Raw genomic sequence first — 19,024 nt, 5'->3', positions numbered from 1 at the left:
GGGGAGGGGACAGGCCATGCCCCGACCGAAGCGATCAACCGGACACCGTCTGATACCGTTTCCGGTTGATCACTTCGGTTTCACCATCCGCCGTCATTGCGAGGCGAAGCCGTGGCAATCCAGGGCGCGACATCTCCGGAGAGGTCGCGCCCTGGATCGCTTCGGCTCCGCCTCGCGATGACGGGATGGGGTACGGCCCGAGGTGATCAGCCGGAAACCGTCTGACGCCGCCGTCTAGGAACCGGCCAACCGCTGCAGCAGCTCGATGACGGCCCCGTCCGGCCCCTTGATGAAGACCGTGCGCAACCGGGGATTGACCTCGTTGATCCCGGAGATGATCTCGATGCCGTGTCGCCGCACGTGCTCGTAGGCCTGTTCGATATCCTCGACGCCGAGACCGATATGCTCGATTCCCAGATGCGGCTGCGCCGATGCGGGGGTTGTTCCCTCGGGCGCCTGCTCGATGAAGACGGTGAGGCCGCCGAGCTCGATCGTCACGCGGCTGACGACGGGTGAGCCGTCGCGGCGGATTTCGCGGGCCCCGAACAGATCGACGTAAAACCGTGCGGCGGCAACGGCATCGCGGCTGCGCAGATGGACGTGATCGCAACGGACGTTCATGGGCGAAGGTGTCCTTTCGGGTCGGTGGCGCGTCCGCCTCCAGCGCAGGGTCGAGCGCGCGCCGCAACCGGTATGCTCGGCGAGCCCTCGGCGTTCCAGCTCCCGGCAGGCGGCCAAGGCCGCGGTGTTCCGGTTGGTGCTCGGTATGCCGGCCCGGATCTTGACTACCGACGTGCTCATGAACTCGTCGGTCAGGGCGTCGAGGACGGCCTGCACGTCGATGTCGAGCCGGGCTCTCTCGGATCGATCGGGGCGGTGCGCGACGCCCCCCTGTATCGCCGCCGGACCGGCCGGGCGGCGCCCGCGGCGGCGCCCGATCCCGATCGTCCTACTCGGCCAGTTCACGCATGACATGGATGAGGTCCGACTTGCCCTCGAAGCCGATGCCGGGCAGCTCGGGCATGACGATGTGGCCGTCCTCGACCCTCACCCCGTCCGGAAAGCCGCCGTAGGGCTGGAACAGGTCCGGGTAGCTCTCGTTGCCGCCGAGCCCGAGGCCGGCCGCGATGTTGAGCGACATCTGGTGCCCGCCATGCGGGATGCAGCGGGAGGGCGACCAGCCGAACTGGTGCAGCACGTCGAGGGTGCGCAGGTACTCGACCAGGCCGTAGGACAGCGCGCAGTCGAACTGCAGCCAGTCCCGATCCGGGCGCATGCCGCCGTAGCGCAGGAGGTTCCGGGCGTCCTGGTGCGAGAACAGGTTCTCGCCGGTGGCCATCGGGCCGGGATAGTACTCGGAGAGCGCTGCCTGCAGGGCGTAGTCGAGCGGGTCGCCGACCTCCTCGTACCAGAACAGCGGGTACTGGCGCAGCATCTTGGCGTAGGCGATGCCCTGCTCGAGGTTGAACCGGCCGTTGACGTCGACGGCGAGCTGCGCCTGGGAGCCGATCTCCGCCAGCACCGCCTCGATGCGGCGCTGGTCTTCCGCGATCGGCACGCCGCCGATCTTCATCTTCACCACGTTGTAGCCGCGGTCGAGGTAGCCGCGCATCTCGGCGCGCAGCTGGGTGTCGTCCTTGCCCGGGTAGTAGTAGCCGCCGGCCGCGTAGACGAACACGCGCGGGTTGGCCTCGACGCCCTTCTGCTCGGCGAGCAGGCGGAACAGCGGCTTGCCGGCGATCTTGGCGGTGGCGTCCCAGATCGCCATGTCGAGGGTGCCGACCGCCACCGAGCGCTCGCCGTGCCCGCCGGGCTTCTCGTTGGTCATCATGGCGGCCCACAGCTTGTGCGGGTCGAGGTTGTCGCCGGCCTCGTTGAGGACGCTCTTCGGATCGGCCTCCAGGATGCGGTTCCGGAAGCGCTCGCGGATCAGGCCGCCCTGGCCGTAGCGGCCGTTCGAGTTGAAGCCGTAGCCGACGACCCGGCGGCCGTCGCGCTCGACATCGGTGACCACGGCGACGAGGCTCGCGGTCATCTTCGAGAAGTCGATATAGGCGTTGCGGATGGGGGACGCGATCGGCTTGGTGACCTCGCGGACGTCGACGATACGCACGGTGGCTCTCCTTGTGTGATGGGTGTCGGAGCGGATTGGATCGGCCGCGAGGCGGCCGGCAGGCTCAGTGCACTCAGTGCACGGCAGCCACGGGACGGGGCACGGCGTGGCCGGCTTCCGTGCGCGGGATGACGGCCTCGGCGGCGACCGCCGCCCGGTTGCGGTAGGCCTCCTCGGCCTTGGCGCGATCGAAGGCGCCCTCCCACTTCGCGACGGCGATGGTGGCGACCGCGTTGCCGATCAGGTTCGTCACCGCCCGCGCCTCGTTCATGAAGCGGTCGACGCCGAGCAGCAGCACGAGGCCCGCGACCGGGACGGTGTGGATGCTCGACAGGGTCGCGGCAAGGGTGACGAAGCCGGCGCCGGCGACCCCGGCCGATCCCTTGGAGGTCAGCAGCAGGACGCCGAGCACGACGAGCTGATCGCCGAGTCCGAGCGGCGTGTTGGTGGCTTGGGCGACGAAGATGGACGCCATGGTGAGATAGATGCAGGTGCCGTCCGCGTTGAAGGTGTAGCCCGTCGGCAGGACGAGGCCGACGACGGACTTCTCGCAGCCCAGGCGTTCCAGCTTCGCCATCATGCGCGGCATGACGGCCTCGGTGGAGCAGGTCCCGAAGGTGATCAGGATCTCGTCCTTGAAGTAGCTGAGCACCTTGAGAAGAGAGAATCCGCTCCAGGCGCAGACGGAGCCGAGCACGAGTACGACGAACAGGATCGAGGTCGCGTAGACGCCGAGCATGAGGTAGGCGAGCGACCAGACCGTGCCGAGGCCGTACTTGCCGATGGTGAAGGCGACGCCGGCTCCGGCACCGACGGGGGCGAGCCGCATCACCATCGCGACGATGCGGAACAGCGCGTCGAGCAGGCTGTCGATGACCACGACCACCGGCCGGCCGCGCTCGCCCGCCTGGACCAGAGCGAGGCCGAGCAGCACCGAGATCAGGATGATCTGCAGCATGGCGCCCTTGGTGAAGGCCTCCGCCATCGTCGAGGGGATGATGTCCATCAGGAAGCCGACGATGCCGGGCTGCGCCTCGGCCCGCTTGGCGTAGCCGGCGATGGCGCTGCCATCGATCTGCGTGGCGTCGATGTTCATGCCGACGCCCGGCTGCATGACGTTGACGACGACGAGGCCGATGACGAGGGCGAGCGTCGAGACGACCTCGAAGTAGATCAGCGCCCGCACGCCGATGCGTCCGACCTCCTTCATGTTGCCCATCTTGGCGATGCCGACCACGATGGTGCCGAAGATGACCGGCGCCAGCAGCATCTTGATCAGCTTGATGAACCCGTCCGCCAGGGGCTGCAACGTGACGCCGATATGAGGCAGGAAGTAGCCGACCAATCCGCCGATGATGATGGCAACGAAGACTTGGACGTAAAGCCGGCTGAGCCAGTCTTTCACGGCTGAATACCTCCCGGTGCTCGTGCCCGATTTCAGAGGGCACACGGCTCCTCGAACGGGAGCTTGCCGGCAGCATAGGTCTGGACCTGCCCCGGCAGCCAATGCCATGTTCGGTTCACGCTATGCACAAACGGCATCGCCATGGATCTCGACTGGCTCAGGGACTTTCTGGCGCTGGCGGAGCTGAGGACGTTCTCCCGGGCGGCGGAGGCCCGGAACGTGAGCCAGCCCGCCTTCAGCCGCCGCATCCGCGCCCTGGAGGACTGGGTCGGCACCCCTCTGTTCGTGCGGGGTGCTCAAGGGACGACGCTCACGCCGGCCGGCGCTCATTTTCGGCCCGCCGCGGACGACCTGACTCACGGCCTGGAGCGTGCCCGTCGCGAAGCCCGCGCGATCGGCGACCGGAACACGGTGGCCCTCTCCGTCGCGGCGACGCACGCGCTCTCGTTCACGTTCTTCCCGGCCTGGATCCGCGGCCTGATGCAGCTTCAGGCGCTCGGCACGCTGAACCTCGTCTCGGACAGCATGGAGGCCTGCGAGGCCATCATGCTGTCCGGGGAGGTGCATTTCTTGATCTGCCACGTCCATCCCAACGCGCCGACGCGCTTCGAGACCGACCGCTTTCCGAGCGTTCCCATCGGTGACGATGTCCTCGTTCCGCTCTGCGCGCCCGGCGCCGACGGCCGGCCGATTTGGTCGCTGCCGGGATCGGAGGACGCGCCCGTTCCCTACCTCGCCTATAGCCAAGCCTCGGGGCTCGGCCGCATCCTGGCGGCCTGCCAGGACCTGAAACGCACCTCCATGGCGACGGCGCTCACGTCGCATCTCGCCGCCACGCTCATGACGATGGCGCGGGATGGTCATGGCGTCGCTTGGCTGCCGCGGACGGTCGCGGCGGACGACCAGGCGCGCGGCAGCCTCGTGCGAGCGGGGCCGGAGCAATTCGACGTCCCGATCGAGATCAGGCTCTTCCGCTCCCCGGAATGCCGCAACGATGCCGCCGACGAGCTCTGGGACGGGCTCGTATCCGGACCGGCACAGACGCGCCCGAAATCCGCTTCGGAGCGGGCCGCCTGTTGAGTCCGCGGGCTCCTCGCCGAATGCGGCCCGTCAGCCTCGGGAGTTGGGTGTCCCGCGGCTCGCCTTCGGCTGGCCCTCCGCCATGATGCCGTGAGCCCTCGGCGGCCCTGAATCGGCCAGCCGACGACAGGGCGCGCGAACCGGTCGATGACGGCCGCGGCGGAGAGTCGACCTTCGGCCGTCCGGATCGCTGCCGCCGGTCCGATCATCTGAAAGGCGACGGCGCAGGATCGCCGTCGCGTCGGGGCGGTCTCAGCCCTCGGTCCGGCCGGGCACCGGCTCCCCCGCCGCGGCCGGAGCCGCGGCGCCGAAGAGGATCGCCTCGACGATCTGCCGGTAGCGCCCCGCGTAGTCCTCGGTCGCGATCGGCGGAAGCGTCTGGTTCACGCCCCGTGCGGCATCGGTGAGAAGCTGGGCCAGCTCCGCGGGCGTCCGGCCCGGCCGGAGCGCGATCAGGCCGTCGTCCGCGAGTTCACGGATGAGCGCTTCGAGTTCCGCATGGAAGGCGATCGCGCTCTCGATCATGATGTCGCGACCGCGGCGGAACGCCTCCGCGTTCAGATCGAAGATGTGCGGCGAGCGGTTCAGCCTCCGGCGCGTGTCGCCGTAGCGGATGTCGAGCGTGGTCGCGAGGACGTCGAGGGCGCTGCCGCCCGCGCGCCGTGCCGCCCGTCCCGCGTCGAGACCGGCCGCGACCGCGACCACGTTGAAGTGCCGGATCACCGCCCGGTACGCCGATTCCTTGCTGCTGAAGTAATGATAGAGCGCCCGCCGCGTGAACTGACAGTCTTCCGCAAGCTGAACCATCGTCAAATGCTCGTAGCCACGGGCGAGAAATGCTTCCAGGACGCGCAGCATGAGGTCGTGGCTGGGCTCGAGCATCTTCTCTGGCATTATGGAACGGGCATCAGCGCATCGAGGACGGCGTCGGGCTACGTCAGCGGCGGTCGCGACGCAACCGCCTGTTCGAATTGAAAGAATCTCGCCCCGGTTGCGGTTCCCCGGAGCGGTTGAGTGCGCTCGCCGAAGCCGCGGCCGGACGCCCCATCCTCGAACCCGGATCGCGGCTACGCGATGGCCAGCCGGGCGTCGGATCGCGATCGAAGCTCTGAGGGCACGCGGCGGCTTGCCCAGCGAGGGCGGAAAGTTCGCGTCCTGCGTGTTGCTCATAAAGCGGATTTGTGAGAAAAGGCCACGCTGATCGGAACGGGGGGCGATGAGGCCGCTCCGACGACGAGCGGCCGCTGCAACCTGCGCGGACCGCGACGGATTGGACGTATGCCATGCGCGCCCCGCTCGGTTCAGGATGGTCTCGTGCGGCGGCCGCAACTCTGATCGGGCTCGTGCTGCCCGCGGCGACCGCCCGTGCGCAGACCGCCTCGCAGATCACGCCGCCCTCGTTCAGCCCGACGATTCAGTCGTTCGGCGGCGGGCTGTCGATCCCGGACGGCGTCGGGCTGCAGGCACCGGAGGGCGCCGAGAGGCTCTCGGTGCGGGTGCGGACGGTCCGGGTCGAGGGCGCGACCGGCGCCCTGGCGGCGGAATCGGCCGCCCTCGTCGCCCGGCTGTCGAATCGGACCGTCACGGCCGCCGAGATCTTCGCGGCGGCCCGCGCCCTGGAGCAGGCCTACGGGGCGGCCGGCTACGCGCTGGTGCGCGTGCTGCTGCCGGCCCAGAGGCTCGCCGACGGGGGCGACGTCCGCATCGTCGTGATCGACGGCTATCTCGAACGGATCGACACGAGCGCGCTCCCGCCCGAGATCCGGGGGCGTATCGCGGCCGTGCTCGGCGATCTCGTCGGCCTGCGCGGCCTGTCGCTGCGCCTCATCGAGCGCCGTCTCCTGCTCGCCGGCGACACGCCGGGCACCGTTCTCCGTTCGACCCTCGCGCCGGGCTCGGGCCCGGGGGCGAGCGTGCTGGTGGTCGAGGCGCGCTACAAGCCGGTGACCGGTTCGGTCTCGGTCGACAACACGCTCGCGGCCGCGCTCGGGACCTATACGACGAGCGTCGGCCTCGATCTCAACGCGCCGACGGGGAACGGCGAGCTTCTGTACCTGCGCGCCTCCGGGGCGCCCTACAGCGGCGGGCGCTTCGGCTTCCTCGCGCAGGAGCCGCGCAACCGCGCGCTCGCGGCCGGCCTGATCCTACCGCTCGGCCTCGATGGCCTGACGCTGACCCTCGAGGCGACGGATGCCCGCACCGCGCCGCGGGCGGCGCCCGGAACACTGGGCTTCGCCTCGGATTTCTCGCGCTACTCGGCGCGGCTGCGCTCTCCGCTGATCCGCTCGCGGGACTTCACGCTCAACGCCGAGGCCGCCTTCGACGCGCAGGAGGAGCGGGTCACCGCGATCAACCCGGTCACCGCGCCGCTCTCGCTCGACCGCCTGCGGGTCGCCCGCGCGGGCGGGGATTTTTCCTGGTTCGCGCCGAGCCTCGGGCCGTTCGGCCAGGGGCTCCTGACCGGCCGCCTCCTCGGCTCGTTCGGGATCGACGGCCTCGGCGCGCGCGAGCCGCCCCCGCCGGGCTCGCAGGCCGAGCCGCTCTCGCGCCAGGGCGCCCGGCCCGCGTTCCAGAAGCTGGAGGCGAGCCTCGCCTTCACGCAGCCGCTGGCCGAGCACCTGACCCTCGACCTGAGGGCGCGCGGCCAGACTTCGTTCAATCAGGCGCTCGCCCGCTCCGAACAGATCGGGCTCGCCTCCTTGAGCGCCTTGTCCGCGTTCGATGCCGGCCTGTTCCAGGGCGACGAGGGTTTCGTCGTGCGCGCCGAGGCGCAGTTCCCCTTTCTCGTGCCGTTCACCCTGCCCTTCGCGCTGCCCGCGATCCCGGCGCAGCTCGGCACCGGCCTGCCGGCCGGCGAGACCACGGCGGCGGCGCTCGTGCTCGCCCCCTACGGCTTCTCCGCCTTCGGCCTGACGCGCCAGCAGCGCCCGACCGCCCTCGAACGGACGATGGTGCGCGGCGCGGCCTACGGGATCGGCCTGCGGATCGGGGCCGCCCCGGAGGCGAGCTTCAGCCAGTTCAGCGTCAGCCTCGAGTACGGGCGCGGCGAGCGCTCGGACCGGCGGAGCGGGGACGACCGCCTCACCCTCGCCGCCGCGCTTCAATTCTAGGGCCGGATCCGATCGGCCATCGGATCCGGTCCCAGCCCTCTGATTTTCCCGCATTTTCTTCGACGAACCGGCCTCCGCTTCGTCGGAAGATGCCCCAGGACCGGACGACCCAGCCCATGAGAGCACCCTCTCGCCGCCTCTCCGCCCGTCTCGTCCAGGCGCTTCTCGCCTCGACCGCGCTGGTCGGCGCTGGCCCGGCGCTGGCGCAGTCGGCGCTGCCGACGGGCGGCCAAGTCGTCTCCGGCGGGGTGACGATCGGGCGGCCGGCGAACGGCGCGCTCGCCATCACGCAGTCGAGCCAGTCGGCCATCGTCAACTGGCAAGGCTTCTCGATCGGCCAGCAGAATCGCGTCGACATCGTCCAGCCGAACGCCTCCGCGGCGATCCTCAACCGCGTGACTGGCACGACGCCCTCGACCATCGCCGGCCAGCTCACCGCCAACGGGCAGGTCTACCTCGTCAACCCGAACGGCATCGCGATCACCCGGACCGGCCGGGTGAACGCGGCCGGCTTCGTCGCCTCGACGCTCGACACGACCGACGAGGATTTCCGGGCCGGCCGGCGCCAGTTCCGCGGCTCCGGCGCCTCGGCGAAGGCGACGAACCACGGCAGCATCACCATCGGCCGGGGCGGTTACGCGGCGCTGATCGGCGGCCAGGTCTCGAATGCCGGCACGATCAGCGTCCCGATGGGCAAGGTCGGCCTCGGCTCCGGCGAGCGGGCGACGCTCGACCTCTCGGGCGACGGCTTCCTGCAGGTGGCCGTGCCGACGAACGCCGCGGGCCGCGGCGCCCTGGTGCGCTCCTCCGGCACGATCTCGGCCGATGGCGGCTCCGTGATCCTGACCGCGGCGGCCGCGCGGGACATGGCGCGCCAGGCGGTGAACCTGTCGGGCACGATCGAGGCCCGGAGCGTGGCGGGCCGCAACGGCAGCATCACGCTCTCAGGGAGCGACGGCGCGGTCGCCGTCTCGGGCCGGCTCGATGCGACAGGCAAGGGCACGCTCGGCAAGGGCACGGCGGGCACCGGCGGCGCGGTCACCGTCACCGGCCGCGACATCGGCCTGACGCAGGCGCGGATCGACGTCTCGGGCCGGGCCGGCGGCGGCAGCGTGCGCATCGGCGGCGGGCGCCAGGGCGGCGGCCCGCTGCCGCACGCCGCCGAAGTCCGGACCGATGCCGCCACCACGATCCGCGCCGACGCCACGCGGCGCGGCAACGGCGGCGACGTGGTGGTGTGGTCGGATGCCTCCACGCGCTTTGCCGGCACCATCTCGGCCAAGGGCGGCGCGCGGGGCGGCGACGGCGGGCAGGCCGAGGTCTCCTCGAAGGGGTGGCTCGCCTATAGCGGCACCACATGGCTCACGGCCCGGAACGGCCGCTTCGGCACGCTGCTGCTCGACCCCTACAACGTCACCATCTCGAACGGGGCGGATACGGGCGGCTTGACCGCGACCGGCAACGACTCGGTCATCAACGCGACGACGCTGACCGGCGCGCTCGCCAGCGCCAACGTCACCGTCTCGACCGGCAGTTCGGGCACGCAGGCGGGCAACATCACGGTGGCGGCACCGGTCGCGTGGTCGGCGCCGACGACGCTGACGCTCAACGCTGCCAACGCCATCGCGGTCAACAGCACCATCAGCGTGCAGGGCGGGGGCGGCGTCGCGCTGACCTACAACGCGGCCTCGCCGACCAACCTGTCCTTCGCCCGCGGCGCCTCGATCGATTACGGCGCGACCAACAACGGCGGCAGCCTGAGCGTCAACGGCCAGGGCTACGCGCTGGTCTACAGCATGGCGCAACTCGCGGCCTTGGGCTTGAGCGGCCGCTCGGCGCTTGCCACCGACCTGACCTCGACCACGACGTATGGGGGCAGCGTCGTCCCCCTGGGCTACAGCGGCACCTTCGAGGGCCTCGGGCACACCATCTCGAACCTGACGATCTCCGGCGGGGGGCCCTATCTGGGCCTGTTCGGCTACACCAGCGGCACGATCCGCGACATCGGCCTGGTGGGCGGTTCGGTCAGCGGCGGCGACAGCGCGGTGGTCGGCGCCCTCGTCGGTCTACTCGGTCAAGGCAGTGCGCCGGCGTCGGTCGTCAATGCCTGGTCGTCGGCCACCGTCAGCGGCGGCAACGCGGCGATCGTCGGCGGACTGATCGGCCAGACCTATGCCTCGGGCGGCGCGCCGACGCTGGTGGCGAATTCCTACAGCACCGGCGCCGTCACGACCGGGGCGACGATCGGCCGGGCCGCCGTCGCGGGCGGCCTCGTCGGCACCCAGACCGCACCCGGCGACACCGCGACGATCAGCGGGTCCTACGCCACCGGCACCGTCGCCGGCGGCAGCAACGCGAGCCTCGGCGGCCTCGTCGGCTACAATGAAAGCGGGAACACCCTCGGCACGCCCAGAACGGCGTCGATCGTGAATTCCTACGCGACCGGCAGCGTGGGACCCGCCAACGCCGGCGTGCCGACGAACAGCGTCGGCGGCCTGGTCGGCGTCAACACCACCGATGCCGGCATCAGCACGATCTCGGGATCGTTCGCGACGGGCGCGGTCTCGAACGGCGGCACCGGCAGCCAGGGCGGCAACGCCGCGGGCGGCCTCGTCGGCGCCAACCAGGCGAACGGCACCAACGGCGTCGCGTCGATCACGGATTCCTTCGCCACCGGCGCGGCGACGGGACAATCCGCGGCGAGGATCGGCGGCCTGGTCGGCTGGAACCTGGGCAACGGCAGCGGCGCCGTCGCGTCGATCGCCACGTCCTACGCCACCGGCCGCGTCAGCACCACCGGCTACGGCGGGATCGGCGGCCTCGTCGGCACCAATACGGTTCCGCTCAGCGGCAGCGCGACGGTCGCTTCGTCCTTCTGGGACACATCCACGAGCGGGACCACCACCGGCATCGGCGGCGGCGACCCGCGCGGGCAGGGCGGCAACGTCACCGGCCTGACCACGGCGCAGCTCCAGAGCGGCAGCCTGCCGGCCGGATTCGGTTCGGGCACCTGGGCGACCGGCGCGGGCCTCTACCCCTATCAGAAGGCGACCTTCGCCAACGGCGTGCAGGCGGTCTCCGGCTTCGCCTACGGCGACGCGGGCGCGACCGCGCTGGCCTCCGGGACGAACGGCGCGGTCAGGGTGAGCGTGCTCGCGAACGGCGCGGCCTTCGGCGCGGCGACCACGGGCGCCAACGGCTACTACTACGCGATCGGGGTCACGCCGATCGCGGCCGGCCAGAGCGTGCTCGCCTATACCGGCGCCGATGCCCGGACCGGCGCGACCAATGCGGCGACCGTCGCCTCCGCCGGCGGCACGGCCGCGCAGGGGGGCCTCAACCTCTACGGCAGCACGCTGGCGGGGCAGACCAGCGCGCTCACCTTCTCGACCCTGCCGGACCTGAGACCCGCCGCCACCGCGGCAGCGGGCGGCGACGCCGCCGCGCTCACGGCGATCGGCCTCGCGAGCGGGCGCTACTACGTCGCCACGGGATCGCGCTTCACGATCGACCAGGCGGTGACCATCGCGAACACGTTCGGCGTGCAGACCACCGCGCCCGGCGCGCCGATCACGGTCGCCGCGCCGATCAGCATCGGCAGCGGCGCCAGCCTCGGGCTGAACGCGGCCGGGGCGCTCGCCGTCAACGCGCCGGTGACTGCCAACGGCGCGGTCTCCGTCGCGCTGGGCTACGACACGAGCGACGCGGCGAACCTGTCCTTCGCCATCGGCGCGCCGCTGAGCTTCAACGGCGTCGGCGGCGCGCTCAGCATCAACGGCAACCCCTACACGCTGATCACAGACGCGGCCGGGCTGCAGGCGATCAACGCCGGCCCGACCGGCCGCTACGCCCTCGCGGCCGACATCGACGCGAGCGGCATCTCCGGCTTCGTCCCGCTCGGCACCAGCGGCGCCGTCGCCACGAACGGCAGCAACCTGCTCAACGGCGGCAAAGGCTTCACCGGCACCTTCACCGGCCTCGGCCACATCGTCGACGGCTTGGTCGTGAACGCGCCGCAGACCCAGTATGTCGGCCTGTTCGGCTATGTCGGCACCGGCGGCCTCGTCCAGAACGTCGGCGTGACCAATGCCGACCTCCGCGGCGTCGGCTCGCTCGGCGGCATCGCCGGCCACAACGCCGGTACGGTGACGCAGAGTTACGCGACCGGCCAAGTCTACGCCACGGCGTCTGGCCAAGCGAACGCTCCGGCCGCGGCCAATTCCACCGGCGGCCTGATCGGCCGGAACGCGGGGCTGCTCTCGAACAGCTTCACGACCGTCACGGTCAACGCCCGCGACACCAATCAGGCCGGCGGCGCCGTCGGCACCAACGATTTCGCCACGATCGATCGCGTCGCCGCGACGGGTGCGGTGGACATCGGCACCGGCGGGTCGAGCGCCGGCGGATTGGTGGGATACAATTTCGGCGTCTCGTTCATCGCCGGCAGCGGTGTGGTCATCAACAGCTTCGCCACCGGTGCGGTCAGCGGCGGCGTCAACATCGGCAGCTTCATCGGCAACAATCTGTCCAGCAGCCCCGTCAGCGGCGCCTACGATGCGACGACGGGGCGCGCCTACACCGCCTTCCAGCCGGGCTCGTCCGGGATCGGCGGCGGCACCGCCAGCGGCAGCGTCGTCGGCCTCTCGACCGCCGATCTCCAGAACGGCGGCGCGAGCGGCCTGAGCGCGGCCTATGGCGGCGGCGCGAACGGGCTCTACCCCTACCTCAAGAGTTTCTACCCGAACGGCGTGCAGGCGATCTCCGGCATCGCCTACCGCAACGGCGCGACCGACGTGCTCTCCTCCAGCGTCGGCCGGCCCATCAACGTGCCCGATGCCGGCCGCGTCAGCGTGATGGCCAACGGCAAGGTGCTCGACACGGTCTCGACGGGCGCCAACGGCTACTACTACGTCGCGGCGCCCGCCGGCACGCTCGCCGCGAACGCGCCGGTGCTGGCCTACACCGTGGCGAACGCGTCCTCCGGGGCGAGCAACGCCGCGACGGTGGTGGCGGCGACCGGCGGCGCGACACTCGCCGGCGTCACCCTCTACGGCAGCACGCTGTCCGGCACGGTCGGCGACACGGTGCTGTCCTCGGCCGGTCCCTCCCTCGTCGCCGCGGCCAACGCCGCGGCGGGGAGCAACACCGCCGCGAGCAGCGCCATCGCGGACACGGCCGGCCGCAACTTCATCGCCACCGGCGCGGGCTTCACCATCGACCGGACCGTCTCGACGAGCGGCCTGTTCGGTGTGCAGACGATCGCCGCGAACGCGCCGATCACCGTGGCGAAGGGGATCACCGTCAACGGCGCCGACACGCTCCAGCTCCAGGCGTCGGGCGCGCTGGCCCTCCAGGCGTCGGTCAGCGTCCCCGGCGCGGGCAAGGTCGCGCTCGCCGCCTCGCTCGACACCACGACCGCGCCGGGCGTGTCGCTCCTCAACCTGTCGTTTGCACCCGGCACGTCGATCAATTACGGCGCGACCAACAACGGCGGCACGCTCAGCATCAACGGGCAGAGCTACGGCCTGCTCTATGCGATGAGCGATCTGGCGGGCATCAACGGCAGTCTCGGCGGGCGCTACGCCCTGGCCACGGACCTCAATGCCGGCGGCACGACCTACACGAGCGCGGTGATCGCGCCCGGCCGGGCCTACACCAACCCTGCCTTCACCGGCACGCTGACCGGGCTCGGGCACGCGATCGCCAACCTCGCGATCGCCAACACGGCCGACCAGATGGGGGTCGGCCTGATCGGGATCAATTCCGGCACGGTCCGCGACCTGCGCCTCGTCGGCGGCTCGGTCTCGACCACCGGCATCGGGACCGGGAACACCATCGGCGCGCTCGTCGGCAACAACCTGGGCGGCACGATCGCCAACGTCGCGTCATCAACCGCGGTGAGCGGCGGCACCGGCGCCCTCTATGCCGGCGGCCTCGTCGGCTCCAGCGACGGATCGAGCCGCAGCGTGGCGATCGTCAACGCCTCCGCGACCGGGTCGGTCCTCGTCTCCGGCGGCACCGCGGGCGGCCTCGTCGGCCTGCAACAGGGAACCAACAGCCAGACCGCGACGATCGCCAACAGCTTCGCCACCGGACAGGTCACGTCCACGGCCGGCTTCTATGCCGGCGGCCTCGTCGGCATCAGTCAGGCGGTCGACGGCGGCACGGCGCGCATCGCCGACAGTTTCGCGACCGGCATGGTGTCCGTCGCCGGTTCGTTCAGTCAGGCCGGCGGCCTGGTCGGACAGAACCTGGGCGTGCGCAGCGGCGCGGTCGCCTCGCTGACCAACGTCTACGCCACGGGCGTCGTCAACGGCCCCAATTCGGGCGGCCTGATCGGCAGCAATTTGGCCGTCAACGGCGGCGTCACCACGCTCACCAACGCCTACTGGAACACGACCACGAGCGGGCGCCAGACCGGCATCGGCACGGACGATGCGAATGTCTCGGTCACGGGTCTGACCACGGCGCAGCTCCAGTCCGGCACGCTGCCGGGCGGCTTCTCGTCCGGCCTCTGGAGCACCGGCATCGGGCTCTACCCCTATCTCACCTCGTTCTTCCCCAACGGCGTGCAGGCCGTGTCCGGCACCGTCTACGCCGATGCGGGAGCGACGCCACTCGCCTCGGGCGGCACCGTCACGGTGATCGGCAACGGCGCCCGCCTCGGGTCGGCGACCACCGGCGCGGACGGCAGCTACTACGTGTTCGGCGGCGCCGGCACGCTGGGGGCCGGCAACACGCTGCTGGCCACCGGCGTCAGCGCCTCCGGCGCGCGCAACGCCGCGACCCTGACCAGCGCGGTCGGCGGTCTCAACGAGACCGGACTCGACCTCTACGGCAACGCGCTCACCATCCCGACCATGGCGACGTCGCTGTCGTCGGCGCCGTCGCTCTCGGACGCGCAGACGACCGCGCGCGCGGCGGCCGGCGGCGACGCCGCGGCGCTCGCCGCGATCAACGGCGCGGGCGGGCGCGGCTTCGTCGCGGGCGGCGCGAGCTTCACGATCGATCAGCCGATCAGCGGCGCGAACACCTTCACCCTGCGGATGATCGGCGCGAGTGCCGGCATCACCGTCTCGCAGCCGGTCACGATCGCGTCGGGCGGCTCGCTCGGCCTGCTGGCGACGGGAGCGCTCAAGGTCAACGCGCCGATCACGATCAACGGCGCGGGCACGGCCAACCTCGCCTACGATTCCTCGAATCCGACGAACCTCACCTTCGCGCCGGGCGCGCCGCTGACCTTCGCCAACGCCGACGGCTCGGCCGCGACCGGCGCGGTGACGGGCCAGGCGCTCAGCGTCAACGGGCGGTCCTACGGGCTGCTCTACACGATGGGCGATCTCGACAGCGTCAACGGCAATCTCGCCGGCCGCTACGCGCTGGCGCGCGACCTCGACGCGTCGGGCCACAGCTACACGAGCGCGGTGATCGCCGCCGGGTACGCCAACAGCGATCCCGCCTTCACCGGCATCCTGACCGGGCTCGGCCATGCGATCGCCAATCTGTCGATCGCCAACACCACCACTTCGACCTCCGTCGGCTTGATCGGCAACAATTCGGGCACGATCCGCGATCTCGCTCTGCTCGGCGGCACCGTGGCGAGCAATGCCGGGGGCACCGTGACCGGCGCGCTGGTCGGGTACAATCTGGGCGGCACGATCGCCAACGTCTCGTCCTCGGCGTCGGTGAGCGGCGGCATCGGGGTCAACTCCACGGGCGGCCTCGTCGGCTACAGCGACGGAGCGACCCGCGACGTCGTCATCGTCAACGCGTCCTCGACCGGGTCCGTCATCGTCTCCGACGGCTACGCCGGCGGTCTCGTCGGCGTGCAGAAGGGCAACAACGGCCATTCCGCGACGATCGCCAACAGCTTCGCGACCGGGCAGGTGCGCACCAACGGCCAATATGCCGGCGGCCTGGTCGGCCTCAATCAGACGCTCGACGGCGGCACCGCGACGATCGCCAACAGCTTCGCGACCGGCGCGGTCGACGCAGCCGGTCAGGCCGGCGGCTTGGTCGGATACAACCAGAGCGGACGCGGCGGTGCGGTTGCCTTGCTGACCGAGGTCTACGCGACCGGCCTCGTCTCAGGGCCCAACTCGGGGGGATTGGTCGGCGGGAATACGGCCTTCGGCGGCGGCGTCACCACGCTCACCAACGCCTATTGGAACACCACGACGAGCGGGCGCCAGACCGGCATCGGCACGAACGACGCGAACGTCTCGGTCACGGGGCTGACCACGGCGCAGCTGCAATCCGGCACGCTGCCGGGCGGCTTCTCCTCCGGCCGCTGGAGCACCGGCAGCGGGCTCTACCCCTACCTGACCTCGTTCTTCCCGAACGGCATCCAGGTCGTCACCGGCACCGTCTACGCCGACGCCGGGGTCACGCCCGCGAGCCCGCGCACGGTCGGCGTCATCGCCGGCGGCACGCCGTTCGGATCGGCGAGCTCGGGCGCGGACGGCTCCTACTACGCCTTCGGCCAGCCCGGCACGATCGCCAACGGCGTGGCCCTCCTCGTCCATAACGGCGCCAACGGCGCGACGCTCACCGCCGCGACCGGCGCGGCTCTGCAGGGCGGCGTCGACCTCTACGGCAACGCCGTGACGGTCACCACGGCGGCGAACGCGCTCTCCGCCGCGCCCTCGCTCGCCGATGCCAGGGCGAGCGCGAGCGCGAGCGCGGGCGGCGACGCGACGGCGCTCGCGGCCATCGCCGCCGCGCGGGGCCGCAGCTTCCTCGTCAGCGGGGGCGACTTCGCCATCGATCAGGCGGTGAGCACGGGCGACACCTTCCGGGTGCAGACCACGACGGCGAACGCGGCGATCACCGTGTCGAACGCGATCACCCTCGCCGACGGCGCCAGCCTCGGGCTGCTGGCCTCCGGCGCGCTGCGCTTCAACGCGCCGGTCACGGCGAACGGCGCCGTCTCGGTCAACCTCGCCTACGACCCGTCCGCGCTCGCGAACCTGGACTTCGCGGCCGGCCGCGCCCTGACCTACACCGACGCCGCCGGCCGCGCCACCGCGACGGATGCCGGCGGCCGGCTCACGATCAACGGCCAAGGCTACACGCTGCTCTACAGCATGGCCGATCTCGACGGCATCGACGGGATTGCGGCCTCCGCCAACGGCATCAACCCGCAAGCGGCGGGCACCACCGGCTTCTACGCGCTCGCCAACGACCTGAACGCCGCCGGCACCCCCTACGCCGACGCGCTGGTGAGCAAGAGCCTCGGCGTGATCGAGGGCCTCAACCACAGCATCACCGGGCTGACGATCGCCAAGAGCGGCAGGTACGCCGGCCTCGTCGGCCAGAATATGGGCACGCTGCGCGACCTCGCACTGGTCGGCGGCTCGGTCAGCGGCGACAGCGACGTCGGCGCGCTGGCCGGCGGCAATTTCTCCGGCAGGGTCTTCAACGTCGTCAGCTCGGCCACGGTCACCGGCAACGGCTCCGTCGGCGGCCTGATCGGCCTGATGAATGGCGGTCGCGTGAGCCGGTCGGCCGCGACGGGCGACGTCGTCGGCACGGGCCTGAGCGGTCCCGTCGGCGGCCTGATCGGCAGCCTGAATGGCGCGACCGTCACGCAATCCTACGCGACCGGCAACGTCACCCTGTCCGTCCTGTCCCCCGTCGCGGTCGGCGGCCTGATCGGCGCCAGCACCGGCAGCAGCATCGCGCAGGTCTCCGCCGGCGGCGCGGTCCTGAGCCTCGGCGTCGGCAGCTCCGTCGGCGGCCTGATCGGCAGCAGCAGCGGCGACACGATCGATCAGGCCACCGCGACCGGCGCGGTGATCGCGAGCAGCGGCAGCAGCAGCGTCGGCGGCCTGATCGGCGTCGCCACCGCGCTCGCGCTGACGAACGGTTTCTACGACGCGCAGACCGCGGGGGTGGCCTCCAACGGCGTCGGCACCGCGCTGACGACGGCGCAGCTGCAGGGGGCGCTGCCGGGCGGCTTCGACGGGGCGGTCTGGTCGACGGGATCGGGCCTCTACCCCTACCTGACCGCGTTCTTCCCGGACGGGGTGCAGGCGGTGTCGGGCCTCGTCACCAAGGCCGACGGCACGCCGCTCGCGAGCGGCGCGAACGGGCTCGGCCTCGTCACGATCGCGAGCGACGGCCGCGTCGTCGGCCGCGTCGCGACGGGGGCGAACGGCGCCTACTACTCTCTCGTCAAGGCCGGCCCGCTCGCCTCCGGCAACGGCGTGGCCGCCTTCACCACCGCGAATGCCGGCACCGGTGCGGCCGACGCGATCACCTACGCCGGCGGCCTGCCAAGCACGCTGACCCGCCTCGATCTCTCCGGCGGCTGGCGGCGCGACGGCACCGGCCTGACCACGCTGTCGGCCCTCGACGCCGGTTTCGGCGCCACGGTGGCGGGAACGGCCGCCGCGACCCTCGCGCCCGGCAGCCGGGCGATCGAGGCGGCGGGCGCCTTCGCGCTCGACACCGCGCTCGCCGTCGCGGACACGCTCGCCCTGAACGTGGCCGGCGCGGTGACGCAAACCGGCCTCGTCACGGCGCCGAACCTGCGCGTCATCACACCCGATGCGGTCACCCTGACGCTGGCCGCCAACCGGATCGGCACCGTCGCGGCGAACGCCGCGCGCCTCGACCTCGCCAATGTCGGCGCGCTGACGATCGGCCGCGTCGCGGATGCCACCGGATCCATCCTCTCCGGCGTGACCACCGCGGGCGCGCTCAAGGTCGCGACCGACGGGAGCCTGACGATCGCCGTGGGCGCGGGGGCGCGCGGCGCCGACCCGTTGCTCGCGGCCACCGGCGCCTTCGTCAACCAGGGCGGGCCGGGGGCGGTCTCGGCGACCTCCGGCCGCTGGCTGATCTATTCGGGCGACCCGGCGGACGACAGCTTCGGCGGGCTCGACAGCCGCAACACCGCCGTGTGGAACACGGCCGCGGGCGGCGGCGTCTCGGTCGGGGGCGACCGCTACGTCTTCGCCAAGCCGCAGTCGCTGACCGTCACCTCGACGGATGCGGACAAGATCTACGGCGAGGACGTCTCCGCCGCGCTCGCCGGGCATTTCACGGTCGGCGGCTTCGCGGCAGGCGTCGCGGGCGCCTTCCTCGCCGACACCGCCGCCACGGCGTTCTCCGGCACGGCCCTCGTGACCTCGGCCGGGGCCGCGGCGACCGCGCGCGTCGGTGCCGCGCCCTACGCCATCACGGTGGCGCGGGGCACGCTGACCTCGGAGACCGGCTACGGCTTCACCTTCGTCGACGCGGGCAGGCTGACGGTGGCCGCGCGGTCCATCACGATCACCGCCGACGCGCAGGGCCGCGTCTACGGCGACG

The 19,024-nt window shown here is 71.7% G+C and carries 7 protein-coding genes; 3 read left to right on the top strand and 4 right to left on the bottom strand.

Features of this window, described 5'->3' with window-relative positions; genetic code table 11:
* Positions 1-234 precede the first annotated feature (234 nt).
* From MFF42_RS02745 to dctA, 3 genes are all read right to left on the bottom strand, one after another.
* Complete coding sequence (locus tag MFF42_RS02745) at positions 235-837, bottom strand: VOC family protein (RefSeq protein ID WP_238254425.1); 603 nt, start codon at positions 835-837, stop codon at positions 235-237.
* A 112-nt stretch (positions 838-949) separates the two neighbouring features.
* Complete coding sequence (locus MFF42_RS02740) at positions 950-2,113, bottom strand: mandelate racemase/muconate lactonizing enzyme family protein (RefSeq protein WP_238254424.1); 1,164 nt, start codon at positions 2,111-2,113, stop codon at positions 950-952.
* Between the two features lie 73 nt (positions 2,114-2,186).
* A complete protein-coding gene (gene dctA / locus MFF42_RS02735; RefSeq protein ID WP_238254423.1) occupies positions 2,187-3,518 on the bottom strand; it encodes a C4-dicarboxylate transporter DctA in 1,332 nt (443 codons plus the stop codon).
* 141 nt (positions 3,519-3,659) lie between these two features.
* On the opposite strand from dctA, the gene MFF42_RS02730 reads away from it, so the two are divergent.
* A complete protein-coding gene (locus MFF42_RS02730) occupies positions 3,660-4,598 on the top strand; it encodes a LysR family transcriptional regulator (protein ID WP_238254422.1) in 939 nt (312 codons plus the stop codon).
* A gap of 252 nt (positions 4,599-4,850) precedes the next feature.
* Here MFF42_RS02730 and MFF42_RS02725 read toward each other — a convergent pair whose 3' ends face one another.
* On the bottom strand, positions 4,851-5,480 hold the full coding sequence (locus MFF42_RS02725) for a TetR/AcrR family transcriptional regulator (protein WP_238254421.1): 630 nt from the start codon (positions 5,478-5,480) through the stop codon (positions 4,851-4,853).
* A 401-nt stretch (positions 5,481-5,881) separates the two neighbouring features.
* Between MFF42_RS02725 and MFF42_RS02720 the strand changes: the two genes are divergently transcribed.
* Both MFF42_RS02720 and MFF42_RS02715 read left to right on the top strand, forming a co-directional pair.
* Complete coding sequence (locus tag MFF42_RS02720) at positions 5,882-7,708, top strand: ShlB/FhaC/HecB family hemolysin secretion/activation protein (RefSeq protein ID WP_238254420.1); 1,827 nt, start codon at positions 5,882-5,884, stop codon at positions 7,706-7,708.
* 116 nt (positions 7,709-7,824) lie between these two features.
* Positions 7,825-19,024: beta strand repeat-containing protein (locus MFF42_RS02715; RefSeq protein WP_238254419.1), on the top strand; the 11,200-nt coding region annotated here is incomplete at its 3' end.

It is taken from the genome of Methylorubrum podarium, assembly GCF_022179745.1.
Lineage (GTDB): Bacteria > Pseudomonadota > Alphaproteobacteria > Rhizobiales > Beijerinckiaceae > Methylobacterium > Methylobacterium podarium.
The sequence above is the reverse complement of the archived record's forward strand: the minus strand, read 5'-3'. Positions and strand labels throughout refer to the sequence as shown.

What these genes read in the sequence shown, in the direction of transcription:
- MFF42_RS02720 (WP_238254420.1), top strand. Translation starts at nt 5,882, where the DNA reads ATGCGCGCCCCGCTCGGTTCAGGATGGTCTCGTGCGGCGGCCGCAACT.
- MFF42_RS02730 (WP_238254422.1), top strand. Translation starts at nt 3,660, where the DNA reads ATGGATCTCGACTGGCTCAGGGACTTTCTGGCGCTGGCGGAGCTGAGG.
- MFF42_RS02725 (WP_238254421.1), bottom strand. Translation starts at nt 5,480, where the DNA reads ATGCTCGAGCCCAGCCACGACCTCATGCTGCGCGTCCTGGAAGCATTT.